General features: G+C 74.6%; 17 protein-coding genes. 8 read left to right on the top strand and 9 right to left on the bottom strand.

The window, feature by feature from the left end; genetic code table 11:
- Positions 1-189: 189 nt before the first annotated feature.
- From ACFWUQ_RS13205 to ACFWUQ_RS13220, 4 genes are all read right to left on the bottom strand, one after another.
- Positions 190-1,971, bottom strand: coding sequence for an ABC transporter ATP-binding protein (locus tag ACFWUQ_RS13205; protein ID WP_384537005.1), 1,782 nt, complete (start codon positions 1,969-1,971; stop codon positions 190-192).
- Complete coding sequence (locus ACFWUQ_RS13210) at positions 1,968-3,812, bottom strand: ABC transporter transmembrane domain-containing protein (RefSeq protein ID WP_384537007.1); 1,845 nt, start codon at positions 3,810-3,812, stop codon at positions 1,968-1,970. The genes ACFWUQ_RS13205 and ACFWUQ_RS13210 overlap by 4 nt, the downstream gene beginning before the upstream one ends.
- Positions 3,813-3,970: 158 nt before the next feature.
- Positions 3,971-6,907, bottom strand: a complete 2,937-nt coding sequence (locus ACFWUQ_RS13215) for an FAD-binding and (Fe-S)-binding domain-containing protein (protein WP_384537009.1) — start codon at positions 6,905-6,907, stop codon at positions 3,971-3,973.
- A gap of 39 nt (positions 6,908-6,946) precedes the next feature.
- A complete protein-coding gene (locus ACFWUQ_RS13220; RefSeq protein WP_384537012.1) occupies positions 6,947-7,411 on the bottom strand; it encodes a MarR family winged helix-turn-helix transcriptional regulator in 465 nt (154 codons plus the stop codon).
- A gap of 85 nt (positions 7,412-7,496) precedes the next feature.
- Here ACFWUQ_RS13220 and ACFWUQ_RS13225 point away from each other — a divergent pair, with 85 nt between their 5' ends.
- Both ACFWUQ_RS13225 and mltG read left to right on the top strand, forming a co-directional pair.
- Positions 7,497-9,398, top strand: coding sequence for an ABC transporter ATP-binding protein (locus tag ACFWUQ_RS13225; RefSeq protein ID WP_384537014.1), 1,902 nt, complete (start codon positions 7,497-7,499; stop codon positions 9,396-9,398).
- 63 nt (positions 9,399-9,461) lie between these two features.
- Entirely contained in the window at positions 9,462-10,325 is an 864-nt protein-coding gene (gene mltG / locus ACFWUQ_RS13230) for an endolytic transglycosylase MltG (RefSeq protein ID WP_384537016.1), read from the top strand.
- A 27-nt stretch (positions 10,326-10,352) separates the two neighbouring features.
- On the opposite strand, the gene ACFWUQ_RS13235 is transcribed toward mltG, so the two are convergent.
- The 3 genes from ACFWUQ_RS13235 to ACFWUQ_RS13245 all read right to left on the bottom strand — a co-directional run bounded on the left by ACFWUQ_RS13235 (position 10,353) and on the right by ACFWUQ_RS13245 (position 13,538).
- Positions 10,353-11,459 carry an FAD-dependent oxidoreductase gene (locus ACFWUQ_RS13235; RefSeq protein ID WP_384537019.1) on the bottom strand — a complete coding sequence of 369 codons (1,107 nt, stop codon included), beginning with the start codon at positions 11,457-11,459 and terminating at the stop codon, positions 10,353-10,355.
- Positions 11,460-11,521: 62 nt separating this feature from the next.
- Positions 11,522-12,892 (bottom strand): cytochrome P450, encoded by a 1,371-nt coding sequence (locus ACFWUQ_RS13240; RefSeq protein ID WP_384537021.1) that lies wholly within the window; start codon positions 12,890-12,892, stop codon positions 11,522-11,524.
- A 166-nt stretch (positions 12,893-13,058) separates the two neighbouring features.
- On the bottom strand, positions 13,059-13,538 hold the full coding sequence (locus tag ACFWUQ_RS13245; protein ID WP_384537024.1) for an Lrp/AsnC family transcriptional regulator: 480 nt from the start codon (positions 13,536-13,538) through the stop codon (positions 13,059-13,061).
- Between the two features lie 168 nt (positions 13,539-13,706).
- On the opposite strand from ACFWUQ_RS13245, the gene ACFWUQ_RS13250 reads away from it, so the two are divergent.
- From ACFWUQ_RS13250 to ACFWUQ_RS13260, 3 genes are read left to right on the top strand one after another with little or no spacing between them, the layout of a single operon-like run.
- Positions 13,707-15,359, top strand: coding sequence for an SDR family oxidoreductase (locus tag ACFWUQ_RS13250; RefSeq protein ID WP_384537026.1), 1,653 nt, complete (start codon positions 13,707-13,709; stop codon positions 15,357-15,359).
- Between the two features lie 15 nt (positions 15,360-15,374).
- The gene (locus ACFWUQ_RS13255) at positions 15,375-16,748 is read left to right on the top strand and encodes a cryptochrome/photolyase family protein (RefSeq protein WP_384537029.1); all 1,374 of its coding nucleotides are present in this window, start codon (positions 15,375-15,377) and stop codon (positions 16,746-16,748) included.
- 44 nt (positions 16,749-16,792) lie between these two features.
- On the top strand, positions 16,793-17,830 hold the full coding sequence (locus ACFWUQ_RS13260) for a MerR family transcriptional regulator (protein ID WP_384537031.1): 1,038 nt from the start codon (positions 16,793-16,795) through the stop codon (positions 17,828-17,830).
- Here the strand turns inward: ACFWUQ_RS13260 and ACFWUQ_RS13265 are convergent.
- Positions 17,754-18,329, bottom strand: a complete 576-nt coding sequence (locus ACFWUQ_RS13265) for an RNA polymerase sigma factor (RefSeq protein ID WP_384537033.1) — start codon at positions 18,327-18,329, stop codon at positions 17,754-17,756. The genes ACFWUQ_RS13260 and ACFWUQ_RS13265 overlap by 77 nt on opposite strands.
- A gap of 112 nt (positions 18,330-18,441) precedes the next feature.
- The gene (locus ACFWUQ_RS13270; protein WP_384537036.1) at positions 18,442-19,155 is read right to left on the bottom strand and encodes a YoaK family protein; all 714 of its coding nucleotides are present in this window, start codon (positions 19,153-19,155) and stop codon (positions 18,442-18,444) included.
- Positions 19,156-19,223: 68 nt separating this feature from the next.
- Between ACFWUQ_RS13270 and ACFWUQ_RS13275 the strand changes: the two genes are divergently transcribed.
- The 3 genes from ACFWUQ_RS13275 to ACFWUQ_RS13285 all read left to right on the top strand — a co-directional run bounded on the left by ACFWUQ_RS13275 (position 19,224) and on the right by ACFWUQ_RS13285 (position 21,872).
- On the top strand, positions 19,224-19,817 hold the full coding sequence (locus ACFWUQ_RS13275) for a histidine phosphatase family protein (RefSeq protein WP_384537037.1): 594 nt from the start codon (positions 19,224-19,226) through the stop codon (positions 19,815-19,817).
- Positions 19,818-19,894: 77 nt separating this feature from the next.
- Positions 19,895-21,433 carry an APC family permease gene (locus ACFWUQ_RS13280; protein WP_384537039.1) on the top strand — a complete coding sequence of 513 codons (1,539 nt, stop codon included), beginning with the start codon at positions 19,895-19,897 and terminating at the stop codon, positions 21,431-21,433.
- Between the two features lie 10 nt (positions 21,434-21,443).
- Positions 21,444-21,872 (top strand): universal stress protein, encoded by a 429-nt coding sequence (locus tag ACFWUQ_RS13285; RefSeq protein ID WP_384537042.1) that lies wholly within the window; start codon positions 21,444-21,446, stop codon positions 21,870-21,872.
- Positions 21,873-21,899: the final 27 nt, after the last annotated feature.

The following is a 21,899-nucleotide window of genomic DNA, read 5'->3' on the forward strand; positions in this document are numbered from 1 at the left end:
CGGGGGCCCCGGGCCCCGGGAACCCCCGGCCGCCGGGAACCACGGCCCCCCGGAACCACGGCCCCGGGAACCTCCGGCCGCCGGGAACGAACGGCCCCCTGGATACACGGGCCGCCGGGGCCTCAGGCCGCCCGCCCCGCGGGGCGGGCGGGACCCGAGGTCCCGGGACCGCCTGTGAGGGGTCCGCGGTCACCCGTGCCAGGACCGCCAGAGCGCCGCGTACGCCCCGTCCGCCGCGACCAGTTCGTCGTGCGAGCCGAGCTCACTGATCCGGCCGCCCTCCACCACCGCGATCACGTCCGCGTCGTGCGCGGTGTGCAGCCGGTGCGCGATCGCGATGACGGTGCGGCCGTCCAGCACCCGCGCCAGCGACCGCTCCAAGTGCCGTGCCGCCCGCGGGTCCAGCAGCGACGTGGCCTCGTCCAGCACGAGCGTGTGCGGGTCCGCCAACACCAGCCGGGCCAGCGCGATCTGCTGCGCCTGGGCCGGGGTCAGCACCGTGGCGCCGGAGCCGACCTCGGTGTCCAGACCGGCCGGGAGGGCGCGGGCCCAGCCGTCCGCATCCACCGCGCCCAGCGCTGCCCACAGTTCGCCGTCCCCGGCGCCCGTCCGCGCGAGGCGCAGGTTGTCCCGCAGCGAACCCACGAACACGTGGTGCTCCTGGTTCACGAGTGCCACGTGCTCGCGCACCCGTTCCGCCGGCATCCGCGACAGCCGCGCCCCGCCCAGGGTGACCTCCCCGGTCCGGGGTGCGTAGATCCCCGCGAGGAGCCGTCCCAGCGTGGACTTGCCGGCGCCCGAGGGGCCCACCAGAGCCATCCGGGTGCCCGGCGGCACGGCCATCGACACCTGGTGCAGGACGTCGACGCCCTCCCGGTAGCCGAACCGGACCTCGTCCGCCCGGACGTCGCGGCCCTCGGGGGAGACCTTCGGGTCGCCCTCGTCCGGCTCGATCTCCCGCACGCCCACCAGCCGGGCCAGCGACACCTGCGCCACCTGCAACTCGTCGTACCAGCGCAGGACCAGCCCGATCGGGTCGACCATCATCTGCGCCAGCAGCGCGCCCGTGGTCAGCTGTCCGACCGACATCCAGCCCCGCAGCACGCAGTAGCCGCCGATCAGCAGCACGGAGCCGAGGATCGTCACGTACGTGACGTTGATGACGGGGAAGAGGACCGTCCGCAGGAACAGCGTGTACCGCTCCCACGCCGTCCACTGCTTGATCTTCCGCTCCGACAGTGCGATCCGGTCCGCGCCGAGGCGGTACGCCTCGACGGTGCGGCCCGCGTCCACGGTCTCCGTGAGGACCGCCGACACCGCCGCGTACCCGGCCGACTCCGAGCGGTACGCCGACGGCGCCCGCCGGAAGTACCAGCGACAGCCGACCACGAGCACCGGCAGCGCGACCAGCGCGGCCAGGGCCAGCGGCGGCGCGGTCACCGCGAGCGCCCCGAAGAGCAGCGACACCCACACCGCCCCGATGGCGAGCTGCGGCACGGCCTCGCGCATCGCGTTGGCCAGCCGGTCGATGTCGGTGGTGATGCGCGACAGCAGGTCACCGGTGCCGGCCCGTTCCAGCACGCCGGGCGGCAGCCCCACCGACCGGACCAGGAAGTCCTCGCGCAGGTCGGCCAGCATCTCCTCGCCGAGCACCGCTCCGCGCAACCGGACCATCCGCACGAACAGCGTCTGGACGACGAGGGCTGCCGCGAACAGCAGGGCCACCCGCTCCAGGTGCAGTTCCCGCGCGCCGGCCGCCAGGTCGTCCACGACCCGCCCCAGCAGGTACGGACCGACCATGGAGGCGATCACCGCGACCGCGTTGACGCCCACCAGCGCCGAGAAGGCCCGCCGGTGCCGCCGGAACAGGCCGCGCACATAACCCCGCACGGTCGCCGACGTGCCCACGGGCAGGGTCGCGGCCGTTTCGGGTGCCGCCGGATCGTAGTCCGGCGGTGCCACGCCGATCATGCGGATTCCTCGATCTCTGTGAGTGCTTCTTCCAGCTCGGTCAGTTCCCGCCGCGTGTGCGGCCGGCCGCCGCCCCCGCCCGCGTCGGGCTCCCGTGTGACCACGGCCCGGTAGCGCGGTTCGCGGCGCAGCAGCTCCCGGTGCGTACCGACGGCCGCCACCGTGTCCTCCTGCACGAGTACGACCCGGTCGGCCCGGTCCAGGAGCAGCGGCGAGGATGTCAGGACCACCGTCGTGCGCCCGGCGCGCAGCGTCGCAACCCCGTCGGCGATGCGGGCCTCGGTGTGCGAGTCCACCGCCGAGGTCGGCTCGTCGAGCACCAGGACCTCCGGATCGGTCACCAGCGACCGCGCCAGAGCGAGTCGCTGGCGCTGCCCGCCGGACAGGGAGCGGCCCCGCTCGGTGATCCGCGCGTCCATCGGGTCGTCGGTCCCGTCCGGCGCCGACTGCAGCAGGGCGTCCAGGACGTCCGAGCACTGGGCGGCCGCCAGCGCGGCCCCGGTCCCGACGGCCCCGGACGCCGGTACGTCGAGGAGTTCGCGCAGGGTGCCGGACAGCAGCACGGGATCCGTGTCCTGGACGAGGACCAGGGTGCGCGCGGTGTCCAGTTCGAGCTCGTCCAGCGCGACCCCGCCCAGCAGGACGGACGGCCCGTCCGCCGCCCCGTCGCCCATGGCGTGCCCGCCCAGGCGTTCCGCGAGCCGGCCCGCCAGGTCCGGGTCCCCGCACACCACGGCGGTGAGCCGGCCGGCCGGGGCCAGCAGCCCGGTCCGCGGGTCGTACAGGTCTCCGCCCGGGGCCGGGGCTTCGGCGGCCCCGGCGGTCACGGGGCGCTCGGCGGCGTCCGTACGGGTCAGGGAGAGCACCCGGGCGGCCCGTGTGGCGGAGGGGCGGGAGAAGGAGTACGCCATCGCGATCTCCTCCACGCTGCGGAGCGGGTACATCATCAGGGAGACCGCGCTGAAGACGGCGACGAGCTCACCGACCGCGAGCCGCCCGTCGAGCACGAGCGAGGAGCCGTACCAGACCACCGTGATGAGCAGCAGGCCCGGCAGCAGTACCTGGATCGCGGAGATCAGGGCCCACATGCGGGCGCTGCGCACAGCGGCCTCCCGGACGGCCTGGGAGGCCTCGCGGTAACGGCCGAGGAACAGCTCCTCGCCGCCGATGCCGCGCAGGACGCGCAGGCCGGCGACCGTGTCCGAGGCCAGCTCGGTGGCCTTGCCCGCCTTCTCGCGCTGCGCGTCCGCGCGCTGGGTGGCGCGCGGCAGCAGCGGCAGGGCGGCCAGGGCCAGCACCGGTACGCCGATGGCGACGACGGTGCCCAGGGCCGGCGCGTACAGGACCAGGGCGACGCAGATCAGCACGATGGTGACGGCTGCGGCGAGGAAGCGGGACACGGCCTCGACGAACCAGCCGATCTTCTCCACGTCGCCGGTGGACACGGCGACGACCTCGCCGGCCGCGACCCGTCGGCTGAGGGCGGAGCCCAGTTCGGCGGTCCTGCGGGCGAGCAGCTGCTGCACCCGGGCGGCGGCGGTGATCCAGTTGGTGACGGCCGTCCGGTGGAGCATGGCGTCGCCCAGTGAGATGGCGACGCCGAGCAGCACGATCAGCGCGCCGACGTACAGCAGTCGGTCGCCGTCGCGGCCCACGACCGCCTCGATGCCGAACCCGACCGCGAAGGGCAGGCCGGCGACACCGCAGTGGTGCAGGAGTCCCCAGCACAGGCTCTTGGCCTGTCCGCCGAGCTGACCGCGCCCCAACCACCACAGGAAACGGGGGCCGGACCGAGCGTCGGGTACCCCGGGGTCCGGATACGGAAGATCGCTGATCTGCATGACGCCCCAGACTGGTTCGAGTGGTCCAAACCGTGCAAGGTTCGCCTTCCGGGCCGGTGTCGGCAATCGATTTTCCGCCCCGGGCGGCGCGGGGCGGTACGGCTGCCGGTCGGACCGGACGGCGTCGTCCCTGCTCGCGGGGGGCGCTCGTACGGCGCTCACGGCCGGGTGGCGCGCTCCAGTTCGAGCAGGACCGACCGGTAGCTCCGCCCCGTCGCCCGGTCCATGCCGACCTCGCACATCCGGTTCGCCGACACGTGGACGTCGAAGGCGCGCGCGGTCACCTCGGCCGCCTCCCGCTCCGTGGCGGAGGCGGTCAGTTCGGGGTGCAGCAGGCCCCGGTCGCCCGCGAAGGCGCAGCACCCCGTGTCGGCGGGGACCACCACCTCCTCGGCGCAGGCCTCGGCGACCGCCCGCAGCTGGTCCTCGTCGCCGAGGTGTCGCGTCGAGCAGGTCGGGTGGAGCACCGCCGACCCCACCCGGCGCCGGACGTCGAGGTGCGGCAGCAGCTCCAGCGCGGCCCACACCACGGAGTCGACGACCCGGAGCCGGGCGTGCAGCACCCGGTTCTCGGCGGTCAGGTACGGGACCACCTCGCGGGCGATCCCCAGGGTGCAGGAGGAGGCGTCGACGACCAGGGGCAGCCGGCCGCCCGCGGTCCAGCCCCAGGCGGCCTCGACGATCCGGTTGGCCATCACCCGGTTCCCGGCGTCGTACCCCTTGGAGTGCCAGATCGTGGCGCAGCAGGTGCCGGTCACGTCGCGGGGGATCCACACCGGTCTCCCCGCCCGCTCCGACACGGCCACCACCGCCTCGGGCAGTGAGGGCCCGCGGTCGCCGTGCGCGTTGCCGAAGACGCGGTTGACGCAGGCCGGGTAGTACACGGCCGTCGCGTCCGAGCGCCGGGTGGCCGGCACCTCGCGGGCGGCGGCGCCGGGGAGCGGCGGCAGCCACCGCGGGACGAGGTCCGGGCGGACGGCCTTGCGGGCGGCGCCGGTGACCGCCTCCAGTAGTCGGTCCCCGACCCGGCCGCTGATCCTGTCGGCGGCGGCCGCGGTCCATCGGGCAGCGCCCTCGACAGCGCGGAACCGCCGGGCCGCCGCCGCGGCCGCCCGCTCCTCGCGCGGGCTGTGGCGCAGGTGGCGCAAGTCCCTCATCAGCGCGCCGGTGTCGATGCCCACGGGGCACGCGAGCTTGCAGGTGGAGTCGCCCGCGCAGGTGTCCACCGCGTCGTAGCCGTAGGCGTCGAGCAGCCCGTCCAGCACGGGGGAGCCGGGCTTCTGGCGCAGCATCTCGCGGCGCAGCACGATCCGTTGGCGCGGGGTGGTCGTCAGGTCCCCGCTGGGGCAGGTGGGCTCGCAGAAGCCGCACTCGATGCACGGGTCGGCCGCCGCCTCGACGCCCGGGATCGTCTTCAGGCCGCGCAGGTGTGCTTGGGGGTCCCGGTCGAGGAGGACGCGTGGGGCGAGCACCCCGTGCGGATCGACGGTCCGCTTGGTGCGCCACATCAGCTCGGTGGCCCGGGGGCCCCATTCGAGCTCCAGGAAGGGGGCCATGTTGCGGCCGGTGGAGTGCTCCGCCTTCAAGGAGCCGTCGAAGCGCTCCACGGTCAGCCGGCAGAAGGCGTCCATGAAGGCCGCGTAACGATCGACGTCGCGGGGGTCGGCGGCGTCGAAGGCCAGCAGGAAGTGCAGGTTGCCGTGGGCCGCGTGGCCGGCGACCGCGGTGTCGAAGCCGTGCTCCGCCTGGAGTGCGAGGAGCGCCTCGCAGGCCTCGGCCAGCCGGGAGGGCGGTACGGCGAAGTCCTCGGTGACGAGGGTGGTGCCGCGGGGGCGGGCTCCGCCCACGGCGCTGACGAAGGCCTTGCGCGCCTTCCAGTAGCCGCTGATGGTCCCGGGGTCCCGGGTGAACGTGTTGGTGACCGAGGCCACCGGAGCCACCAGGTCGAGTCCGGCCAGCAGCTCCGAGGCGCGGCGCTCGCAGGCCTCGGCGCCGGCGGCGTCCGGAGCCCGGAACTCCACCAGGAGGACGGTCGTCGGGCGCGGGAGGTCCGCCCAGTCGGCGGGGACGCCCGCGACGCTGACCGAGGCGCGCAGGGTGTTGCCGTCCATGAGCTCGACGGCGAGGGCGCCCGCCTCGTTGAAGAGGGGCACAGCGGCCGCGGCGGCGGGCAGGGAGGGGAAGAACAGCAGGGCGGAGCACACGTCGCGGTCCAGCGGGAGGGTGTCGAAGACGACCTCGGAGATGAATCCGAGCGTGCCCTCCGAGCCGACCGCGAGGCCGCGCAGGATCTCCACGGGCGTGGCCCCGTCGAGGTAGGCGTCGAGCCGGTAGCCGGTGGTGTTCTTGATCTCGTACTTGGCGCGGATCCGGGCGACGAGCGCCGGATCGGCCTCGATCTCCCGCTTGATCTCCATCAGGCCGCGGCACATCGCCGGTTCGGCGCGCGCCAGTTCCTCGTCGGCGAGCGGGTCGGCGGTGTCCACAACGGTGCCGCCGGGCAGCACGAGGGTGAGCGAGGAGAGGGTGCGGTACGAGTTCCTGGTGGTGCCGGCCGTCATCCCGGACGCGTTGTTGGCGACGACGCCGCCGAGCGTGCAGGCGATGGCGCTGGCTGGGTCGGGTCCCAGCACCCGGCCGTGGCGGGCGAGGGCCGCGTTGGCCCGCAGCACGGTGGTGCCGGGCAGGATACGGGCCCGCAGCCCCGCGTCCAGCACTTCCACCCCGGACCAGTGGCGGCGTACGTCGACCAGGATGTCCTCGCCCTGGGCCTGGCCGTTGAGCGAGGTGCCCGCGGCGCGGAAGACGACGTCGCGCCGGCGGCCGCGGGCGTAGGAGAGGACGGCGGAGACGTCGTCGATGTCCTCGGCGATCACGACGACCTGGGGCACGAAGCGGTACGGGGACGCGTCCGAGGCGTAGCGGACCAGGTCGGAGATCTTCCAGAGGACCTTCTCGGCGCCGAGCAGCTCGGCCAGTTCGGTGCGCAGCGGCAGCGGCGTGCCGGTGGCCATCCGCTCCGGGACCCGGTCCGGGGCGGGGCCGGCGGTGCCGCGCGGGCGCAGGCTCCCGGGCTTCGGTTCGAGCAGCGGCATGTACGACCCCTCGCCTCTTCGCGGCCCCGCGCGGGGCTCCTACCGGCAGTCCCGCTCCGCGGGGGCGTCCGACAGCGCGCCGAGGAGACCGCCGAGGACCGCGCGCTGGTCGGCGGTCAGTGGAGCCAGGATCTCCTCCGCCGCGTCGGTCCGCGCGTTGCGCAGGCGGCGCAGCGTGGCGCGGCCGGTGTCGGTGAGCTCGATCCGTATGACGCGGCGGTTCGCCGGATCGGGTACGCGGCGCACCCGGTCGGCGGCCTCCAGCCCGTCCACGAGCGTGGTCACGGCGCGGGGCACCACTTCGAGCCGGGCGGCGAGATCCGCCATTCGGGGCGGCTCCCCGTCCTCGTAGTGCGAGACCAGACGCAGCAGCCGGGACTGGGCCGGGGTGATGCCGAGGGGCTCCAGATGGCGCTTCTGGATGCGGTGAAGCCGTCGGGTCAGCCGCAGCAGCTGCTCGGCGAGAACGCCGTCTGTGGTGTCGCTCTCGGAAGGTGTCCTCATACTGGGAACAGTATCAGGACCAGATTCATTGTGAGTATAGGTAACAGTGAGCTACGCTCATACGAGTCTCGTCAGAAGGAGGCCCATGCGCCCCGAGGAACCGAAGTGGATCCCATCGAAAGAAGCCCTCGACCCCAGCCGTCCCGCCCCCGCGGACCAACCGCGCGAAGTGCGCCGTATCGTGGCCCTCTTCCGGCCCTACCGGGGCCGGCTCGCGATCGTCGGCCTGCTGGTGGCCGCCTCCTCGCTGGTCGGCGTCGCCTCGCCGTTCCTGCTCAAGGAGATACTCGACGTCGCGATACCGCAGGGCCGCACCGGGCTGCTCAGCCTGCTCGCCCTCGGCATGATCCTCACCGCCGTGGTCACCAGCGTCTTCGGTGTGATCCAGACGCTGATCTCCACCACGGTCGGCCAGCGCGTCATGCACGACCTGCGCACGGCGGTCTACACCCAGCTCCAGCGCATGCCGCTGGCGTTCTTCACGCGGACCCGCACCGGCGAGGTCCAGTCGCGCATCGCCAACGACATCGGCGGCATGCAGGCGACCGTCACCTCCACGGCCACCTCGCTCGTCTCCAACGCGACGGCCGTCATCGCCTCCGTCGTCGCCATGCTCGCGCTCGACTGGCGGTTGACCGTCGTGTCGCTGCTCCTGCTCCCGGTGTTCGTGTGGATCAGCCGCCGGGTCGGCCGCGAGCGCAAGCGCATCACCACGCAGCGGCAGAAGCAGATGGCCGCCATGGCGGCCACCGTCACCGAGTCGCTCTCGGTGAGCGGCATCCTGCTGGGCCGCACCATGGGCCGGTCGGACTCGCTCACCTCCTCCTTCGCCGCGGAGTCGGAGAAGCTCGTCGATCTGGAAGTGCGCTCCAGCATGGCGGGGCGCTGGCGGATGTCCACGATCGGCATCGTCATGGCCGCCATGCCCGCCCTGATCTACTGGGCCGCCGGCATCGCCCTGCAGTCCGGAGCGCCCTCGCTGTCCGTGGGCACCCTCGTCGCGTTCGTGACCCTCCAGCAGGGCCTGTTCCGCCCCGCCGTCAGCCTGTTGTCGACCGGTGTGCAGATGCAGACCTCGCTCGCCCTGTTCGCCCGGATCTTCGAGTACCTCGACCTGCCGGTGGACATCACCGAGCGCGAGGGCGCGGTGCGGCTGGAGCGGGCCGCGGGCGAGGTCCGCCTGGAGGGCGTGGACTTCACGTACGACGCCAAGAGCGGCCCGACCCTGACGGGGATAGACATCACGGTCCCGGCCGGCGGCTCCCTGGCCGTGGTCGGACCGACCGGCTCCGGGAAGAGCACCCTCAGCTACCTCGTGCCCCGGCTCTACGACGTGACCGGCGGGCGGGTCACCCTCGACGGCGTGGACGTGCGCGACCTGGACTTCGACTCGCTGGCCCGCTCCATCGGCGTGGTGTCCCAGGAGACCTACCTCTTCCACGCCTCGGTCGCCGACAACCTGCGCTTCGCCAAACCGGACGCCACCGACGAGGAGATGGTCGAGGCGGCCCGCGCCGCGCAGATCCACGACCACATCGCCTCCCTGCCCGACGGGTACGACACCCTGGTCGGCGAGCGGGGGTACCGCTTCTCCGGCGGCGAGAAGCAGCGCCTGGCCATCGCGCGGACCATCCTGCGGGACCCGCCCGTGCTGATCCTGGACGAGGCCACCAGCGCGCTGGACACCCGTACCGAGCACGCCGTGCAGCAGGCGATCGACAACCTCACCGAGGGCCGCACCACGATCACCATCGCGCACCGCCTGTCCACCGTCCGCGACGCGGACCAGATCGTTGTCCTGGACGCGGGCCGGATAGCCGAGCGCGGCACCCATGAGGAGCTGCTGGGGACCGACGGCCGATACGCGGCCCTGGTCCGCCGCGACCGTGACGCCGCGCTGCCGCCGGAGACCGCCCAGGCCTCCAACCCGACCGACCCCACCGACCTGACCGGCCGAGGCGGCCGGCTGGCTCCGGTGAATGTGTGATCGTATGACCGGCACGCGTGCCGGATGCCCTGGATGTCGCTTTCTGCGGGTTAGCTTTCCCGTATGCGTCATGAGCATCCGCCGCCGCACAACCGCTCCCGGCTGACGCGCCGGGGCCGCCTGGCGCTCTTCCTCGGCACGCTGGCCGCGATCGGGGTTGTCGTCCTGGTCCCACTGCTGCGCGGCGGCGAGGCCCCGGAGAAGCCGCGCCGGCTCCTCATCCCCGAGGGCTGGCGGGCCCCGCAGGTGTACGCCGCGGTCGACAAGGAGCTCGCGCTCCCGGCCGGTTCCACGAAGGCGGCGGTCGCCACCGCGGGCCTGGCCCTCCCCGAGGAGGCGAAGGGCAATCCGGAGGGGTACCTCTTCCCGGCGACATACCCGGTGACCTCGACCTCCACCCCGGCCACGCTCCTCGCGCACATGGTGCGGACGGCGAACGAGAAGCTCGCCACCCGGGCCGTCGCCGACGGCGGCCGGGCACACGGGATGACCGCGTACCAGACGGCCACCCTGGCCAGCATCATCGAGGCGGAGGCCGACAACCGCGCCGACATGGGCAAGGTCGCACGGGTGGTGCACAACCGGCTGGCGAAGTCGATGCCGCTCCAGATGGACTCCACCCTCAACTACGCCCTGAACCGCTCCACCCTGGACACCAAACTGAGCGACACCCGCATCGACAGCCCGTTCAACACCTACCGGCGCCAGGGGCTCCCGCCCACACCGATCGACAGCCCGGGACTTGAGGCCATGGCGGCGGCGGTCGCGCCGACGCCCGGCGACTGGCTCTTCTTCGTCACCGTGAAACCGGGGGACACCCGCTTCTCCGCGACGTACGAGGAGCACAAGAAGCACATCGCGGAGTTCAACGAGGCCCGCGTCCGCGCCGGGTCACGCGCCGGTCAGGGGCCCGACGCCGGGACCTGAGGGCCGTCCGGCGCGGAGCGCGCCCGCTCATATCGAGGGCGCGCGCGCACCCACCGCCGGCCGGTCGCCCGCCAGGAGCCGGCGGATTCTGCGGACGGCGGCGCCGCCCGCCCGGTTGGCGCCGATGGTCGAAGCCGACGGGCCGTAGCCGACGAGATGGATCCGCTCGTCGCGGACGGCCCGGGTGCCGTCGAGACGGATACCGCCGCCCGGCTCGCGCAGGCGCAGCGGCGCCAGGTGGTCCACGGCCGCCCGGAAGCCCGTCGCCCACAGGATCACGTCCGCGTCCACACGGTCGCCGTCAGCCCAGGCGGCCCCTGTGGAGGTGATCCGTTCGAACATCGGCCGGCGCGCCAGCACCCCCGAGTCCAGCCCGGCGCGGACGGCCTCGGTGAGGGGGAGTCCCGTCACGCTCACCACGCTCAGCGGCGGCAGGCCCCGGCGCACCCGCTCGTCGACGAGCGCGACGGCCGCCCGCCCCTGCGCCTCACCGAAGCTCCCGTCGCGGAAGGCCGGGGGCCTGCGGGTCACCCAGGTGGTCCGCGCCGCGACCGGCGCGATCTCCAGCAGGTGCTGCACGGCGGATGTCCCACCGCCCGCGACGATCACGCGGGCACCCGCGAACTCCTCGGGTCCCGGGTAGTTCGCGGTGTGCAACTGGCGGCCGCGGAAGGTCTCCTGGCCCGGGTAGCGGGGCCAGAACGGCCGGTCCCAGGTCCCGGTGGCGTTGATCAGGGCCCGGGCGGACCAGGTGCCGGCCGAGGTCTCCACGAGCAGCCGCCCGTCCGCCCCGCCGCGTACCGCCGAGACGTCCACGGGGCGGCGTACCCGCAGGTCGAACCGCGCCTCGTAGGCCGCGAAGTACTCCCCGATCACCTCGGACGAGGGGCGCAGCGGGTCGGCGCCGGTCAGTTCCATGCCCGGCAGCGCGTGCATCCCGTGCACCTTGCCGTAGGTGAGCGAGGGCCAGCGGAACTGCCAGGCCCCGCCCGGGCGCGGCGCGTGGTCCAGGACCACGTGTCCGAGACCGGCCCGGGTGAGGTGGTAGGCGCTGGACAGGCCCGCCTGCCCGGCGCCGACCACCACCACGTCGACCTCCGTCGCCGCCACCGGGAACCGCACCGTTTCGTTCACGGTTCTACTAACTCGGGAGGGTCCCGGGATCTTCCCCGCCGCGCGGCCCGCCCCGGAAGGCCTCAGCCTCTGCCGGCGGACCCGGCCCGACGCAGGGTCGCCCGCACCGGGCCGACCGGCTGCAGTGTGAGTCCCGGGAACACCTGTGCCCGGTCGGGCCCGCTGTCCAGGTGGAACCGCTGCCCGAGAACGGCGAGCACGAGCACCGCCTCCACCAGGGCGAACCGCGCCCCCAGGCAGGCCCGGGGGCCGCCGCCGAAGGGGAACCAGGCGTGCTCCGGCACTGGATGGGGCGCGTCCTCGTCCCACCGCTCCGGCCGGAAGGCCTCCGGCTCCGGGAACCAGCGCGCGTCCCGGTGCATCGACCACGGGCTGGTCCACACCGCGGTCCCGGGGGGTACCGGGCGCCCGCCGATCGACGCGCCCTCCGTCGCCACGGCGGAGATCAACCAGATCGGCGGGTAGATCCGCAACGCCTCCTTGACCACCTGCCGGGTCCAGGTCAGCCGTGCGTAGTCCTCGTACCCCGGCAGTCTGCCGCCGAGCACCCGGTCGAGCTCCTCGGTCAGCCGGGCGCGGGCCTCGGGCGCCCCGGACAGGAGCTGCCAGGCCCAGGTCAAGGTGGTCGAGGTCGTCTCGTGGCCGCCGATGTAGAGGGTGATCGACTCGTCCCTCAACTCCTTGCGGGACAGCGGTCTGCCGTCCTCGTCGCGCGCCGCGAGCAGACGGCTCAGCAGGTCGTCGCGCTCCGCGCCCGCCGCCGCCGCCTCGTGCTCCCGTATGACGTGCTCGATCTCCCGGTCCAGGACCGCCACCGCCTCCCGCATGCGGCGGCGCCCCGGTGTCCGTACCCACGGCGGCAGGAACAGTGTCAACCCGCGGAACTCCGCGCCCAGTTCGCGCTGGGCGGTGGCCATGGCCGCGCTGATGGGCGCCTCCCGCCCGGCGGCGTCGCCGCCGAACAGGGTGCGCACCGCGATGCGCTGGGTGAGCCCGGCCATCTCCCGGTGGACGTCCACCTGGTCGCCCTCGCGCCAGCGGCCCGCGAGCGCGTCGGCGCACGCGACCATCGTCGCGGCGTACGAGCGCACCTGGCGCGGTCGCACGGCGGGCTGGACCAGCGCCCGCTTGCGGCGCCAGTCGTCACCCGTGGCGACGACGACCCCGTCGCCCAGCAACTGGTGGAAGGCCCAGCCCAGTTCCGTCGGCCTGAAGGTGCCCTCCACGGCGCCGAGCAGCTCGCCGGCGTGCTCGGGGAGCGAGACCAGTACGTTGTCGCGCGGGCCCAGGGCCCACGGCACCCAGTCGCCGTAGTCGTCGCGCAGGGACTCGAAGAACGCCAGCGGATCGCGGGCGAAGGCCGGGAGGTTGCCGAGCAGGGGCCACCGGCGCGGTCCGCGCTCGGGGCCCGGGGGCAGCAGGGTGGCGGTCACGCGGGCATGGTGGCAGCCGGCCCGCGAGGACACCAGAGGGCCTACGCGGCGACCGGCCGCCACGGTGACCGGGCCCCGCCCGCCACGGTGACCGGGCCCCGCCCGCCCCGTACGGCCGCCCCCGCCCGCCCCGTACGGCCGCCCTCGTACGTCCGGGCCGACCGCGTCAGCTGGGGCGCACAGCCCGTCCCACGGACTCCACCAGGGGCAGCAGCCGGTGCGGGACCCGCTCGCGCAGCGCGACCTCGGTCCGGGTGCGGACCACTCCGGGCAGCCGGATCAGCCGCTGGATCACGTCCTCCAGGTGCGCGTTGTCCCGGGCCGCCACCCGGGTCAGCAGGTCGCCTCCGCCGGTGATCGAGAAGGCCTCGATGATCTCGGGCACGGCGGCCAGCGCGTCGCCCACGTCGTCCAGGTGCCCCTGCGTGACCTCGATGTGCACGAAGGCGAGGACCGGATGCCCCAGTGCGGCCGGGGACAGCACGGGGCCGGTGCCGGTGATCACCCCGGTGCGCTCCAGCCGGTCCAGCCGTGCCTGCAGGGTGCCGCGCGCGACCCCGAGGAGCCGGGCGTACTCGCGCACGCTGGTGCGCGGCTGCTCGATCAGCAGGCGCAGGATCCGGGTGTCGAGCTCGTCCACCGCCATGCCGAGACTGTACCAATGGCCCCTTTTCGCCGGATACGCGCCTCCGTGCGGCCCCGCCCGGATCCGCCGAACGGGGCACCCCGCCGCAGGCCCGCATCCGTTCGCACGGGCTCGGGGGAATCCCCTGCGAGGGTGCGAGCGGGGACACCACGCGAAGCGGAGACGACCATGAAGGACCTGTACTGCCTGGTCACCGGAGCCACCGGCTACATCGGCGGCCGCCTGGTGCCCGAACTGCTCGACGCCGGGTACCGCGTCCGCTGCCTCGCCCGCTCCCCGGAGAAGCTGCGCGACCACCCCTGGGCCGACCGGGTCGACATCGTCAAGGGCGATGCCGCCGACGCGGGATCCGTGGCCGCGGCCCTGCACGGCATCGACGTCGCGTACTACCTCGTGCACGCGCTCGGCGGCGGCTCCGGCTTCGAGGGACGCGACCGCGCCGCCGCCCGGATCTTCGCCGAGCAGGCCGCCGCCGCCGGCGTCGGGCGGGTCGTCTACCTCGGCGGACTCACCCCGGCCGGGATCCCCGTCGAGGACCTCTCGCCCCACCTGCGCTCGCGCGCCGAGGTCGGCGAGATCCTCCTCGCCGGACCCGTCCCGGCCGCCGTCCTGCGGGCCGCCGTCATCATCGGCTCCGGCTCCGCCTCCTTCGAGATGCTGCGCTACCTCACCGAGCGGCTGCCGGTCATGGTCACCCCCAGCTGGGTCGGCACCCGCTGCCAGCCGATCGCCGTCCGGGACGTCCTGCGCTACCTGGTCGGCAGCGCGGGCCTGCCGCCCGAGGTCGACCGGGCCTTCGACATCGGCGGCCCGGACGTGGTCACGTACGAGGAGATGATGCGCCGCTACGCCGCCGTGGCGGAGCTGCCGAAACGGCTCATCCTGCGCGTCCCGATGCTCACCCCGCGCCTGTCCAGCCACTGGATCGGACTGGTCACCCCCGTACCGAGGGCGCTGGCCCGGCCCCTCGCCGAATCCCTGCGCCACGAGGTGGTGTGCGCGGAGCACGACATCGCGCGGTACGTCCCCGATCCGCCCGGCGCCCCCGTCGGCTTCGACCGGGCCCTCTCACTGGCCCTCCAGCGGGTCCGGGATGCCAATGTGACCACCCGCTGGTCCTCGGCCTCGGTCCCGGGCGCGCCCGGTGACCCGCTGCCCACCGACCCCCACTGGGCGGGCGGAAGCCTGTACACCGATCGGCGGGAGCGCCGCGTCGAGGCCTCACCGGAGGCGCTGTGGCGGGTGGTGGAGGGCATCGGAGGGGAGAACGGCTGGTACTCCTTCCCGCTGGCCTGGTCCGTACGGGGGTGGCTGGACCGGCTCGTCGGCGGGGTCGGCATCCGCCGGGGACGGCGCGACGCCGCCCGGCTGCGGGTGGGCGACTCCCTCGACTTCTGGCGGGTGGAGGAGATCGAGCCGGGGCACCTGCTGCGCCTGCGCGCCGAGATGCGGCTGCCGGGTCTGGCCTGGCTGGAGATGTACGTGGACCCCCCGCCGGTCGCGGCCCCCGCGGCGCCGCCCGCCGGCCCCGCGGCCGCCCGCCCGGAGCCGGCCCCGGGGGTCCCCGAGGGTTCACGCCCCGGCGCCGCCCCGGCCGACAGAGGCGCGGCGCGGTACCGGCAGCGGGCGCTGTTCCATCCGCACGGGCTGCTCGGACACCTCTACTGGTGGTGCGTGTCCCCCTTCCACGCCGTGGTCTTCGGCGGCATGGCCCGCAACATCGCCCGCGCCGCCGAGCGCCTCGCCCCTCCCAGCGGCGCCGCATCCGGCGGCCCCGCGCCGGCCGAAGTACCCGCCGACCACCGTCCCCCACAGCCCTGACGCGGAGCGAGAGCCATGAACGTCGCGGTCGTCCTGTACACCTCAGACCTGCGCCTGCACGACCACCCGCCGCTGCGCGCGGCCCTCTCCTCCTGCGACCGCGTGGTGCCCCTCTTCGTCCGCGACCGCGCGGTCGCGGCCGCCGGCTTCGCCCCGCCCAACCGGCTGGCCTTCCTCGCCGACTGCCTCGCCGCTCTCGACGCCGGACTGCGCGAGCGAGGCGGCCGCCTCGTGATCCGCTCCGGCGACGTCGTCGCCGAGGTCTGCGCCCTCGTCCGCGAGGCCGACGCGGACGAGGTCCACATGGCCGCCGGCGTCAGCGGCTACGCCCACGCCCGCGAGGAGAGGCTCCGCGCCGCCCTCGAAGCCGAGGGCCGGCGGCTGTACGTGCACGACACGGTGATCACCGCCGTCGCCCCGGGGGCCGTCCTGCCGGCCGGCTCCGACCACTTCGCCGTCTTCACCCCGTACGCCCGGCGCTGGGCCGAACTCCCGCTGCGCGCAGCGGCCCCCGCCCCCCGTACCGTCCGCGTCCCCGACGGCGTCGGATCCGAACCGCTGCCCGCACGGGCCGACGTCACCGGAACCTCCCCGGGCCTCGCCCGGGGCGGCGAGACCGAGGGCCGCCGCCTCCTGACGAGCTGGCTCCGCTCCGGGGTCGCCCGCTACGAGGAGACGCACGACGACCTGGCGGGCGACGCCACCTCCCGGCTCTCCCCGCACCTGCACTTCGGCACCCTCTCGGCGACCGAGGCCGTCCACCGGGCCCGGGCGGCCGGGGGGCCCGGCGGCGAGGCCTTCGTACGGCAGCTGTGCTGGCGCGAGTTCCACCACCAGGTCCTCGCGGCCCGCCCGGAGAGCGCCGCCCGCGACTACCGCACCCGCCAGGACCGCTGGCGCACCGGCCCGTCCGCCGAGTCGGACACCGAGGCCTGGAAGGAGGGGCGCACCGGCTATCCCGTGGTCGACGCCGCCATGCGCCAGCTCCGGCACGAGGGCTGGACGCACAACCGGGGCCGGCTGATCGCCGCCAGCTTCCTGACCAAGACGCTGTACGTCGACTGGCGGACCGGAGCGCGCCACTTCCTGGACCTCCTCGTCGACGGCGACCTCGCCAACAACCAGCTCAACTGGCAGTGGGTGGCCGGCACCGGTACCGACACCCGCCCCAACCGGGTCCTCAACCCGGTCCGCCAGGGCCTGCGCTACGACCCCGAGGGCAGCTACGTGCACCGCTGGGTGCCCGAGCTGGCCGGCCTTGCCGCCCCGCGCGTGCACGAACCGTGGCGGCTGCCCGCGTCGGAGCGCGCCCGGTACGACTACCCGGACCCGCTGATCGAGCTCGGCGAGGGGCTGGAGCGCTTCCGGCGGGGCCGGGGGAGCGAGTGAGCGCCGCGCCCCCGCACCCCCGCGGCCGGTCGTACCGTGAACGGGTGCAGCACCAGCCGTCGGCACCCGCAGCGCAGGACCTCCCCGCCGCCGCGCTCAGCACCGGGGCCGTCGCCCGGCACCTGGGGGTCTCGCCGACCACCCTGCGCTCCTGGGAGCGCCGCTACGGGATCGGCCCGGACCTGCGCGAGGACGGGCGCCACCGCCGGTGGACCCCGGCGGACGTCGCCCGGCTTGAGCTGATGTGCCGCCTCACCGCGCGGGGCGTGCCCCCGGCCGAAGCGGCCCGGGCCGCCCGTGCCACGGCGACCGCCGACTCCCGCGCGGCCTCCGGCGCCGCCGACCGGCGGGCAGGCGCGGCGCCGGGCGGGCCGCGCTCCCTGCCCCTCGGGGACGTCCGCCCGGAGTGCAGGGGGCTGGCGCGGGCGGCCGTACGGCTGGACGCCCCGGCTGTGGAGGACCTGCTGGACGCGACGCTCGGGGAACTCGGGCCGGTCACCGCGTGGGAGGAGGTCATCATGCCGACCCTGCACGCGGTGGGCCGCAAATGGGCCTCGGCGGGGGAGCGCTACGTCGAGGTGGAGCACCTGCTGTCCTGGCACGTCTCCTCGGCCCTGCGCCGGATCCGGCCGGCCCCGGAGGCGGCCCGGTCCCCGGTCCCCCCGGTGCTCCTCGCGTGCGCGCCCGGGGAGCAGCACAGCCTGCCGATCGAGGCACTGGCCGCCGCCCTCGGCGAACGGGGCCTGCCGGTACGGATGTTCGGCGCCGCCCTGCCCGCCGACGCCCTGCACGACGCGGTACGCCGGACCGGCCCCCGCGCGGTCGTGCTGTGGGCGCAGTCCCGCGCGACGGCCGACCGGGCCCTTGCCCGGTCCGTGGCCGGCATCGAATGGGGCCTGCGCGGGGCCCGGGGGCACTCGGCGGTACTGATCGCCGGGCCCGGCTGGGGCGGGGGCGCGCCGGAGCGCACCGAGCGGCTGTTCGGGCTGCGTTCGGGGGTCGAGGTCATCGCGGGACTGGCAGCGGGTGCGTCTCCAGCGACCGGCGCAGGCCCTGCAGGGCCCGCCGCATGTGGCTCTTGACGGTGCCCAGCGGCAGCCCGGTGCGGTCCGCGATCTGGGACTGGGTCAGATCCCCGTAGAAGGCCAGGCACAGCACCCGCCGCTGCGCCGACGGCAGGCGGGCCAACTCGCCCAGGACCAGCATCCGGTCGACGGCCCGCTCCGGTTCGGACTCCGTACGGATCCCTGTCCCGGTCGGTGGGACGAGGTCGTGGCAGGCCCGGGTCGCGGCCGCCACCACCCGGGCCCGACGGGTCCGGGCCTCCAGCGCGTCGGCCACCTTGTGCCGGGTGATGCCGGTGAGCCAGGCGCCGAGACCGCCCGGTCCCGGACGGTAGTTCCGGCGGCCGCGCCAGGCCGCCAGGAACACCTGCTGGGTGATGTCCTCGGCCTCCCGCTCGTCGCCGAGCGACCGGCGCGCGAGGGAGTGGACCAGCGGCTGCCAGCGCCGGTGGACCGCTGCCACGCAATCCTCGTCGCCCGCCGCGAAACCGGCCGCGATGCGTTCCTCGTCGTCCATGGCCCGAGCTTCGCCACCGGGGGCCGCCGTCCCAAGTTGCACCGATTGCGCATCGAATTGCGAGGGTGCCCCCGGGGGGCCCGCCGCGGTCCGGCCGGTCCCCCGGGCGGACCTATCCGCGGCCGGGTGCCGGGGGCTGGGCCCGGTACAGCAGGGCCACCCCCAGCACCACCGCGGCGGCGGGCAGCAGCAGTGCGCCCACCGGCCAGTCCGCCCGTACCAGCAGCGCCCCCACCAGCCCGCCGGCGAACATCGCCAGCACCGCCAGCGCCCGGCGCACCCATGCCCCCGTGCCGTACCCGAGGGCGCTGTCCTGCCCGAGGACCGAACCGCCCAGCAGCGCGGTCACGGACCGGGTGACCAGCGTGGTCGGCACGCCGGGGACGTTCACGCGCATGCTCGTCACGGTGCGCAGGCCCATCGCCACCGCCAGCAGCGCCGTCACCGCCAGGTGCGGGGCCGACGGATCCCCGTAGCGGGGCGCCAGCCCCCAGCCCGCGGCGGCGGCGGCCAGGATCAGCGTCGTCTCGGCGGACAGGCCGATGCTGATCCAGCGCCACCCGTGCGCCTGGGCGGCCGACTCCAGGCGCGCTCCGCCCACGGCTCCGGCGGCGAACGCGGCCAGGGAGACGGCGGACGGCAGTGCGGGCAGGTCGCCCACCCGCGCCGCCCCGAAGGAGAGGAACAGCACGTTGCCGGTCTGCATGGCCGTGAACACCGGTCCCAGCGCGAGCAGGCTCACCGCTTCGATCAGTCCGGTGACCCAGGTCAGGACGAGCATCAGCCCGGTCGGCGACAGCCGGCCCGTGCGGTTACCCCAGTTCATGAAGCCCGAGAGTGACACGCCCGCGCGCATCCTCCGGCTCCGACATGCCGGAGGGCTAGGGTCCGAGGATGAGCGACCTGCTGCTGGTGAGGCACGGCGAGACGGCGTGGAGCGCGAACGGGAGGCACACCGGCCGCACCGACCTGCCGCTGACGGCGCGCGGCGTCGAGGAGGCCATCTCGCTTGCCCCCTACTTCCGCGACCTGAGGCCGGCCCTGGTGCTGACCAGCCCCCTGCGGCGGGCCGTCGCCACGGCGCGGCTCGCGGGGCTCCCCGACGGGGACACGGACCCCGACCTTCAGGAATGGGACTACGGCGGCTACGAGGGCGTCACCACCGCGGAGATCCGGCGCACCACGCCCGACTGGTCCCTGTGGACCCACGGGGTGCCGCTGGGGGACACCGCGCACCCCGGCGAGAGCGCGGCGGAGGTGGGCGCCCGCGCGGACCGGGCGCTGGCCCGGGTCGCCCCGGTGCTCCGCGCCGACGGCGGCGACGCGGTGATCGTCGCCCACAGCCACTTCCTGCGCGTCCTGACCGCCCGCTACCTCGGGCTGTCGCCCCAGGAGGGCCGGCTGTTCCTGCTGCGCACCGGAACGGTCAGCGTGCTCTCCACCGAGCACGGCCTGCCGGTGATCGCGGGCTGGAACACCCGCCCCTGAGCGCGCCCCCCGGCCGCACCCCGCCGACCGGACGCGGCCGCCTCGCGCGACGGCGCCGGCTGCGTGACGATGCGTACATGGCCGACGACAATGCGAGCGGTGCCGGTGCCGGTAGCGGTGCCAGTGGCGCCGGGACCGGCACCGGGACCTCCGAGGCAGGGCTCAAGCCCAACGCGATCGGCTTCCTCGACGCGCTCGTCATCGGCTTGAACTCCACCTCGCCCGCCTACTCCCTGGCCGCCGTACTGGGCCCGATCGTGGCCCTGGTCGGGATCTACGCGCCGGGCGTGATGCTGGCCTCCTTCGTACCGATGCTGCTGATCGCCGCCGCCTTCTACTACCTCAACAAGGTCGACCAGGACTGCGGGACCACCTTCTCGTGGGTCACCCGGGCCATGGGGCCCTGGGCGGGCTGGCTCGGCGGCTGGGCCATCGCGATGACCGGTGTGCTGGTCATCGGCTCGCTGGCGGACGTCGCCGTGCAGTTCGGGCTGCTCGCCGCCGGACTCGACAGCTGGGCCGCCAGCGCCGTCACCCGGCAGACCCTGACCGTCGTGGTGATCCTCGTGATGACCGCCGTCTGCGTCCTGGGCACCGAACTGTCGGCCCACCTCCAGGACGTCCTCATCCTCGCCCAGGTCTTCTTCCTGCTGGCTTTCGCGGTCGTCGCCCTGTACCGCGTCTACGCCGGGACCAGCAGCCTGGACGCGATCGAGCCCTCCCTCGGCTGGCTCAACCCCTTCGGCGCGGGCGGCGCCGCGCTGACCGGCGGGCTGCTGCTCGGCGTGTTCATCTACTGGGGCTGGGAGTCCGCCGTCAACCTGACGGAAGAGGTCGAGAACTCCGCCACCGCGCCCGGCCGGGCGGGCATCTGGTCCACCGTGGTGCTCCTGGTGACCTACCTGTCCGTGGGGTTCGCCGTCGTCGGGTACGCGGGGACCGCGTTCCTCGCCGAGAACGCCGGCGAGGAGGAGGCCATCTTCGCCGTACTGGCCCAGGAGGTCATGGGCGGCTGGGACTGGGTGGTGCTCCTCGCGGTCTGCACCTCGGCGCTGGCCTCCACCCAGACCACGATCATCCCCGCCTCCCGCACGGCGCTGTCCATGGCCCGCCGGCACGCGCTGCCCGCCCCGCTCGCGCACATCCATCCGCGGTTCAGGACCCCGGACGTCAGTACCTGGTGGGTGGCCGGCATCGCGATCGGCTGGTACCTCGTCGTCAACCAGATCAGCGAGAACGCCCTTCTGGACTCGCTGACCGCGCTGTCCCTGCTCATCGCCTTCTACTACGCGCTCACCGGACTGGCCTGCGCCCTCTACTACCGGCGCCACCTGCTGGAGAACGCGCACAACTTCGTGCTCATCGGACTCGGCCCGGTGGTCGGCGCCGGGCTGCTGATCTGGCTGCTCGTCGAGTCGATCGGCGACATGTCCGACCCGGCGAACTCGGCCGGCGGGGTCTCCTGGTTCGGCCTCGGCCCGCCCCTGGTCATCGGGATCGCCATCGCCGTCGTCGGCGTGCTCGTCATGTGCTTCTGGCGGCTGCGCGACGGCCGCTTCTGGCGCGAGCGGCGCGGTGTGGCCGACCCGGACCTCGTCCACGGCAGGAAGCCCTGAGGAGGCGAACATGTCCGTCGTCCTGGGATACGACGAGTCACCCGGCGCGGAACGCGCACTGCGCGTGGCACTGGAGGTGGCGACCGCCTTCGGCGAACCCCTCGTGCTCGTCTACGGTGCAGCCGCCCCCGGGCCCACCGGCGAGGAGTACCGGGCCCACCGGGAGGCCGTCCTGCAGGCGGGCCGCCGGGCGCTCGCACACGCCGTGGAGGCCGCCGACGAGGCGGGCGTGCCCTCGACGGTCGAAGTCGTCGACGACAAGCCGGCGCCCGCCCTCCTGGACGCCGCCGCACGGTACCGGGCCCGGGTCATCATCGTCGGGACCTGGGGCGACAGCCCGATCAGAGGGGCCCTGCTGGGGTCCACCCCGCACAAGCTCCTGCACCTGTCACCCGTGCCCGTGCTGTGCGTACCGACCGAGCACGGGCAGGACCCGTAGCGCCCTGACGGCGCGACCGATCCCGCC

The sequence above is a fragment of the Streptomyces sp. NPDC058662 genome, assembly GCF_042716255.1.
Taxonomy (GTDB): domain Bacteria; phylum Actinomycetota; class Actinomycetes; order Streptomycetales; family Streptomycetaceae; genus Streptomyces.

Coding starts and splice junctions, on each gene's coding strand:
- ACFWUQ_RS13205 (WP_384537005.1), bottom strand. CDS start 1,971: ATGATCGGCGTGGCACCGCCGGACTACGATCCGGCGGCACCCGAAACG.
- ACFWUQ_RS13210 (WP_384537007.1), bottom strand. CDS start 3,812: ATGCAGATCAGCGATCTTCCGTATCCGGACCCCGGGGTACCCGACGCT.
- ACFWUQ_RS13215 (WP_384537009.1), bottom strand. CDS start 6,907: ATGCCGCTGCTCGAACCGAAGCCCGGGAGCCTGCGCCCGCGCGGCACC.
- ACFWUQ_RS13220 (WP_384537012.1), bottom strand. CDS start 7,411: ATGAGGACACCTTCCGAGAGCGACACCACAGACGGCGTTCTCGCCGAG.
- ACFWUQ_RS13225 (WP_384537014.1), top strand. CDS start 7,497: ATGCGCCCCGAGGAACCGAAGTGGATCCCATCGAAAGAAGCCCTCGAC.
- mltG (WP_384537016.1), top strand. CDS start 9,462: ATGCGTCATGAGCATCCGCCGCCGCACAACCGCTCCCGGCTGACGCGC.
- ACFWUQ_RS13245 (WP_384537024.1), bottom strand. CDS start 13,538: ATGGCGGTGGACGAGCTCGACACCCGGATCCTGCGCCTGCTGATCGAG.
- ACFWUQ_RS13250 (WP_384537026.1), top strand. CDS start 13,707: ATGAAGGACCTGTACTGCCTGGTCACCGGAGCCACCGGCTACATCGGC.
- ACFWUQ_RS13255 (WP_384537029.1), top strand. CDS start 15,375: ATGAACGTCGCGGTCGTCCTGTACACCTCAGACCTGCGCCTGCACGAC.
- ACFWUQ_RS13265 (WP_384537033.1), bottom strand. CDS start 18,329: ATGGACGACGAGGAACGCATCGCGGCCGGTTTCGCGGCGGGCGACGAG.
- ACFWUQ_RS13270 (WP_384537036.1), bottom strand. CDS start 19,155: ATGAACTGGGGTAACCGCACGGGCCGGCTGTCGCCGACCGGGCTGATG.
- ACFWUQ_RS13275 (WP_384537037.1), top strand. CDS start 19,224: ATGAGCGACCTGCTGCTGGTGAGGCACGGCGAGACGGCGTGGAGCGCG.
- ACFWUQ_RS13280 (WP_384537039.1), top strand. CDS start 19,895: ATGGCCGACGACAATGCGAGCGGTGCCGGTGCCGGTAGCGGTGCCAGT.
- ACFWUQ_RS13285 (WP_384537042.1), top strand. CDS start 21,444: ATGTCCGTCGTCCTGGGATACGACGAGTCACCCGGCGCGGAACGCGCA.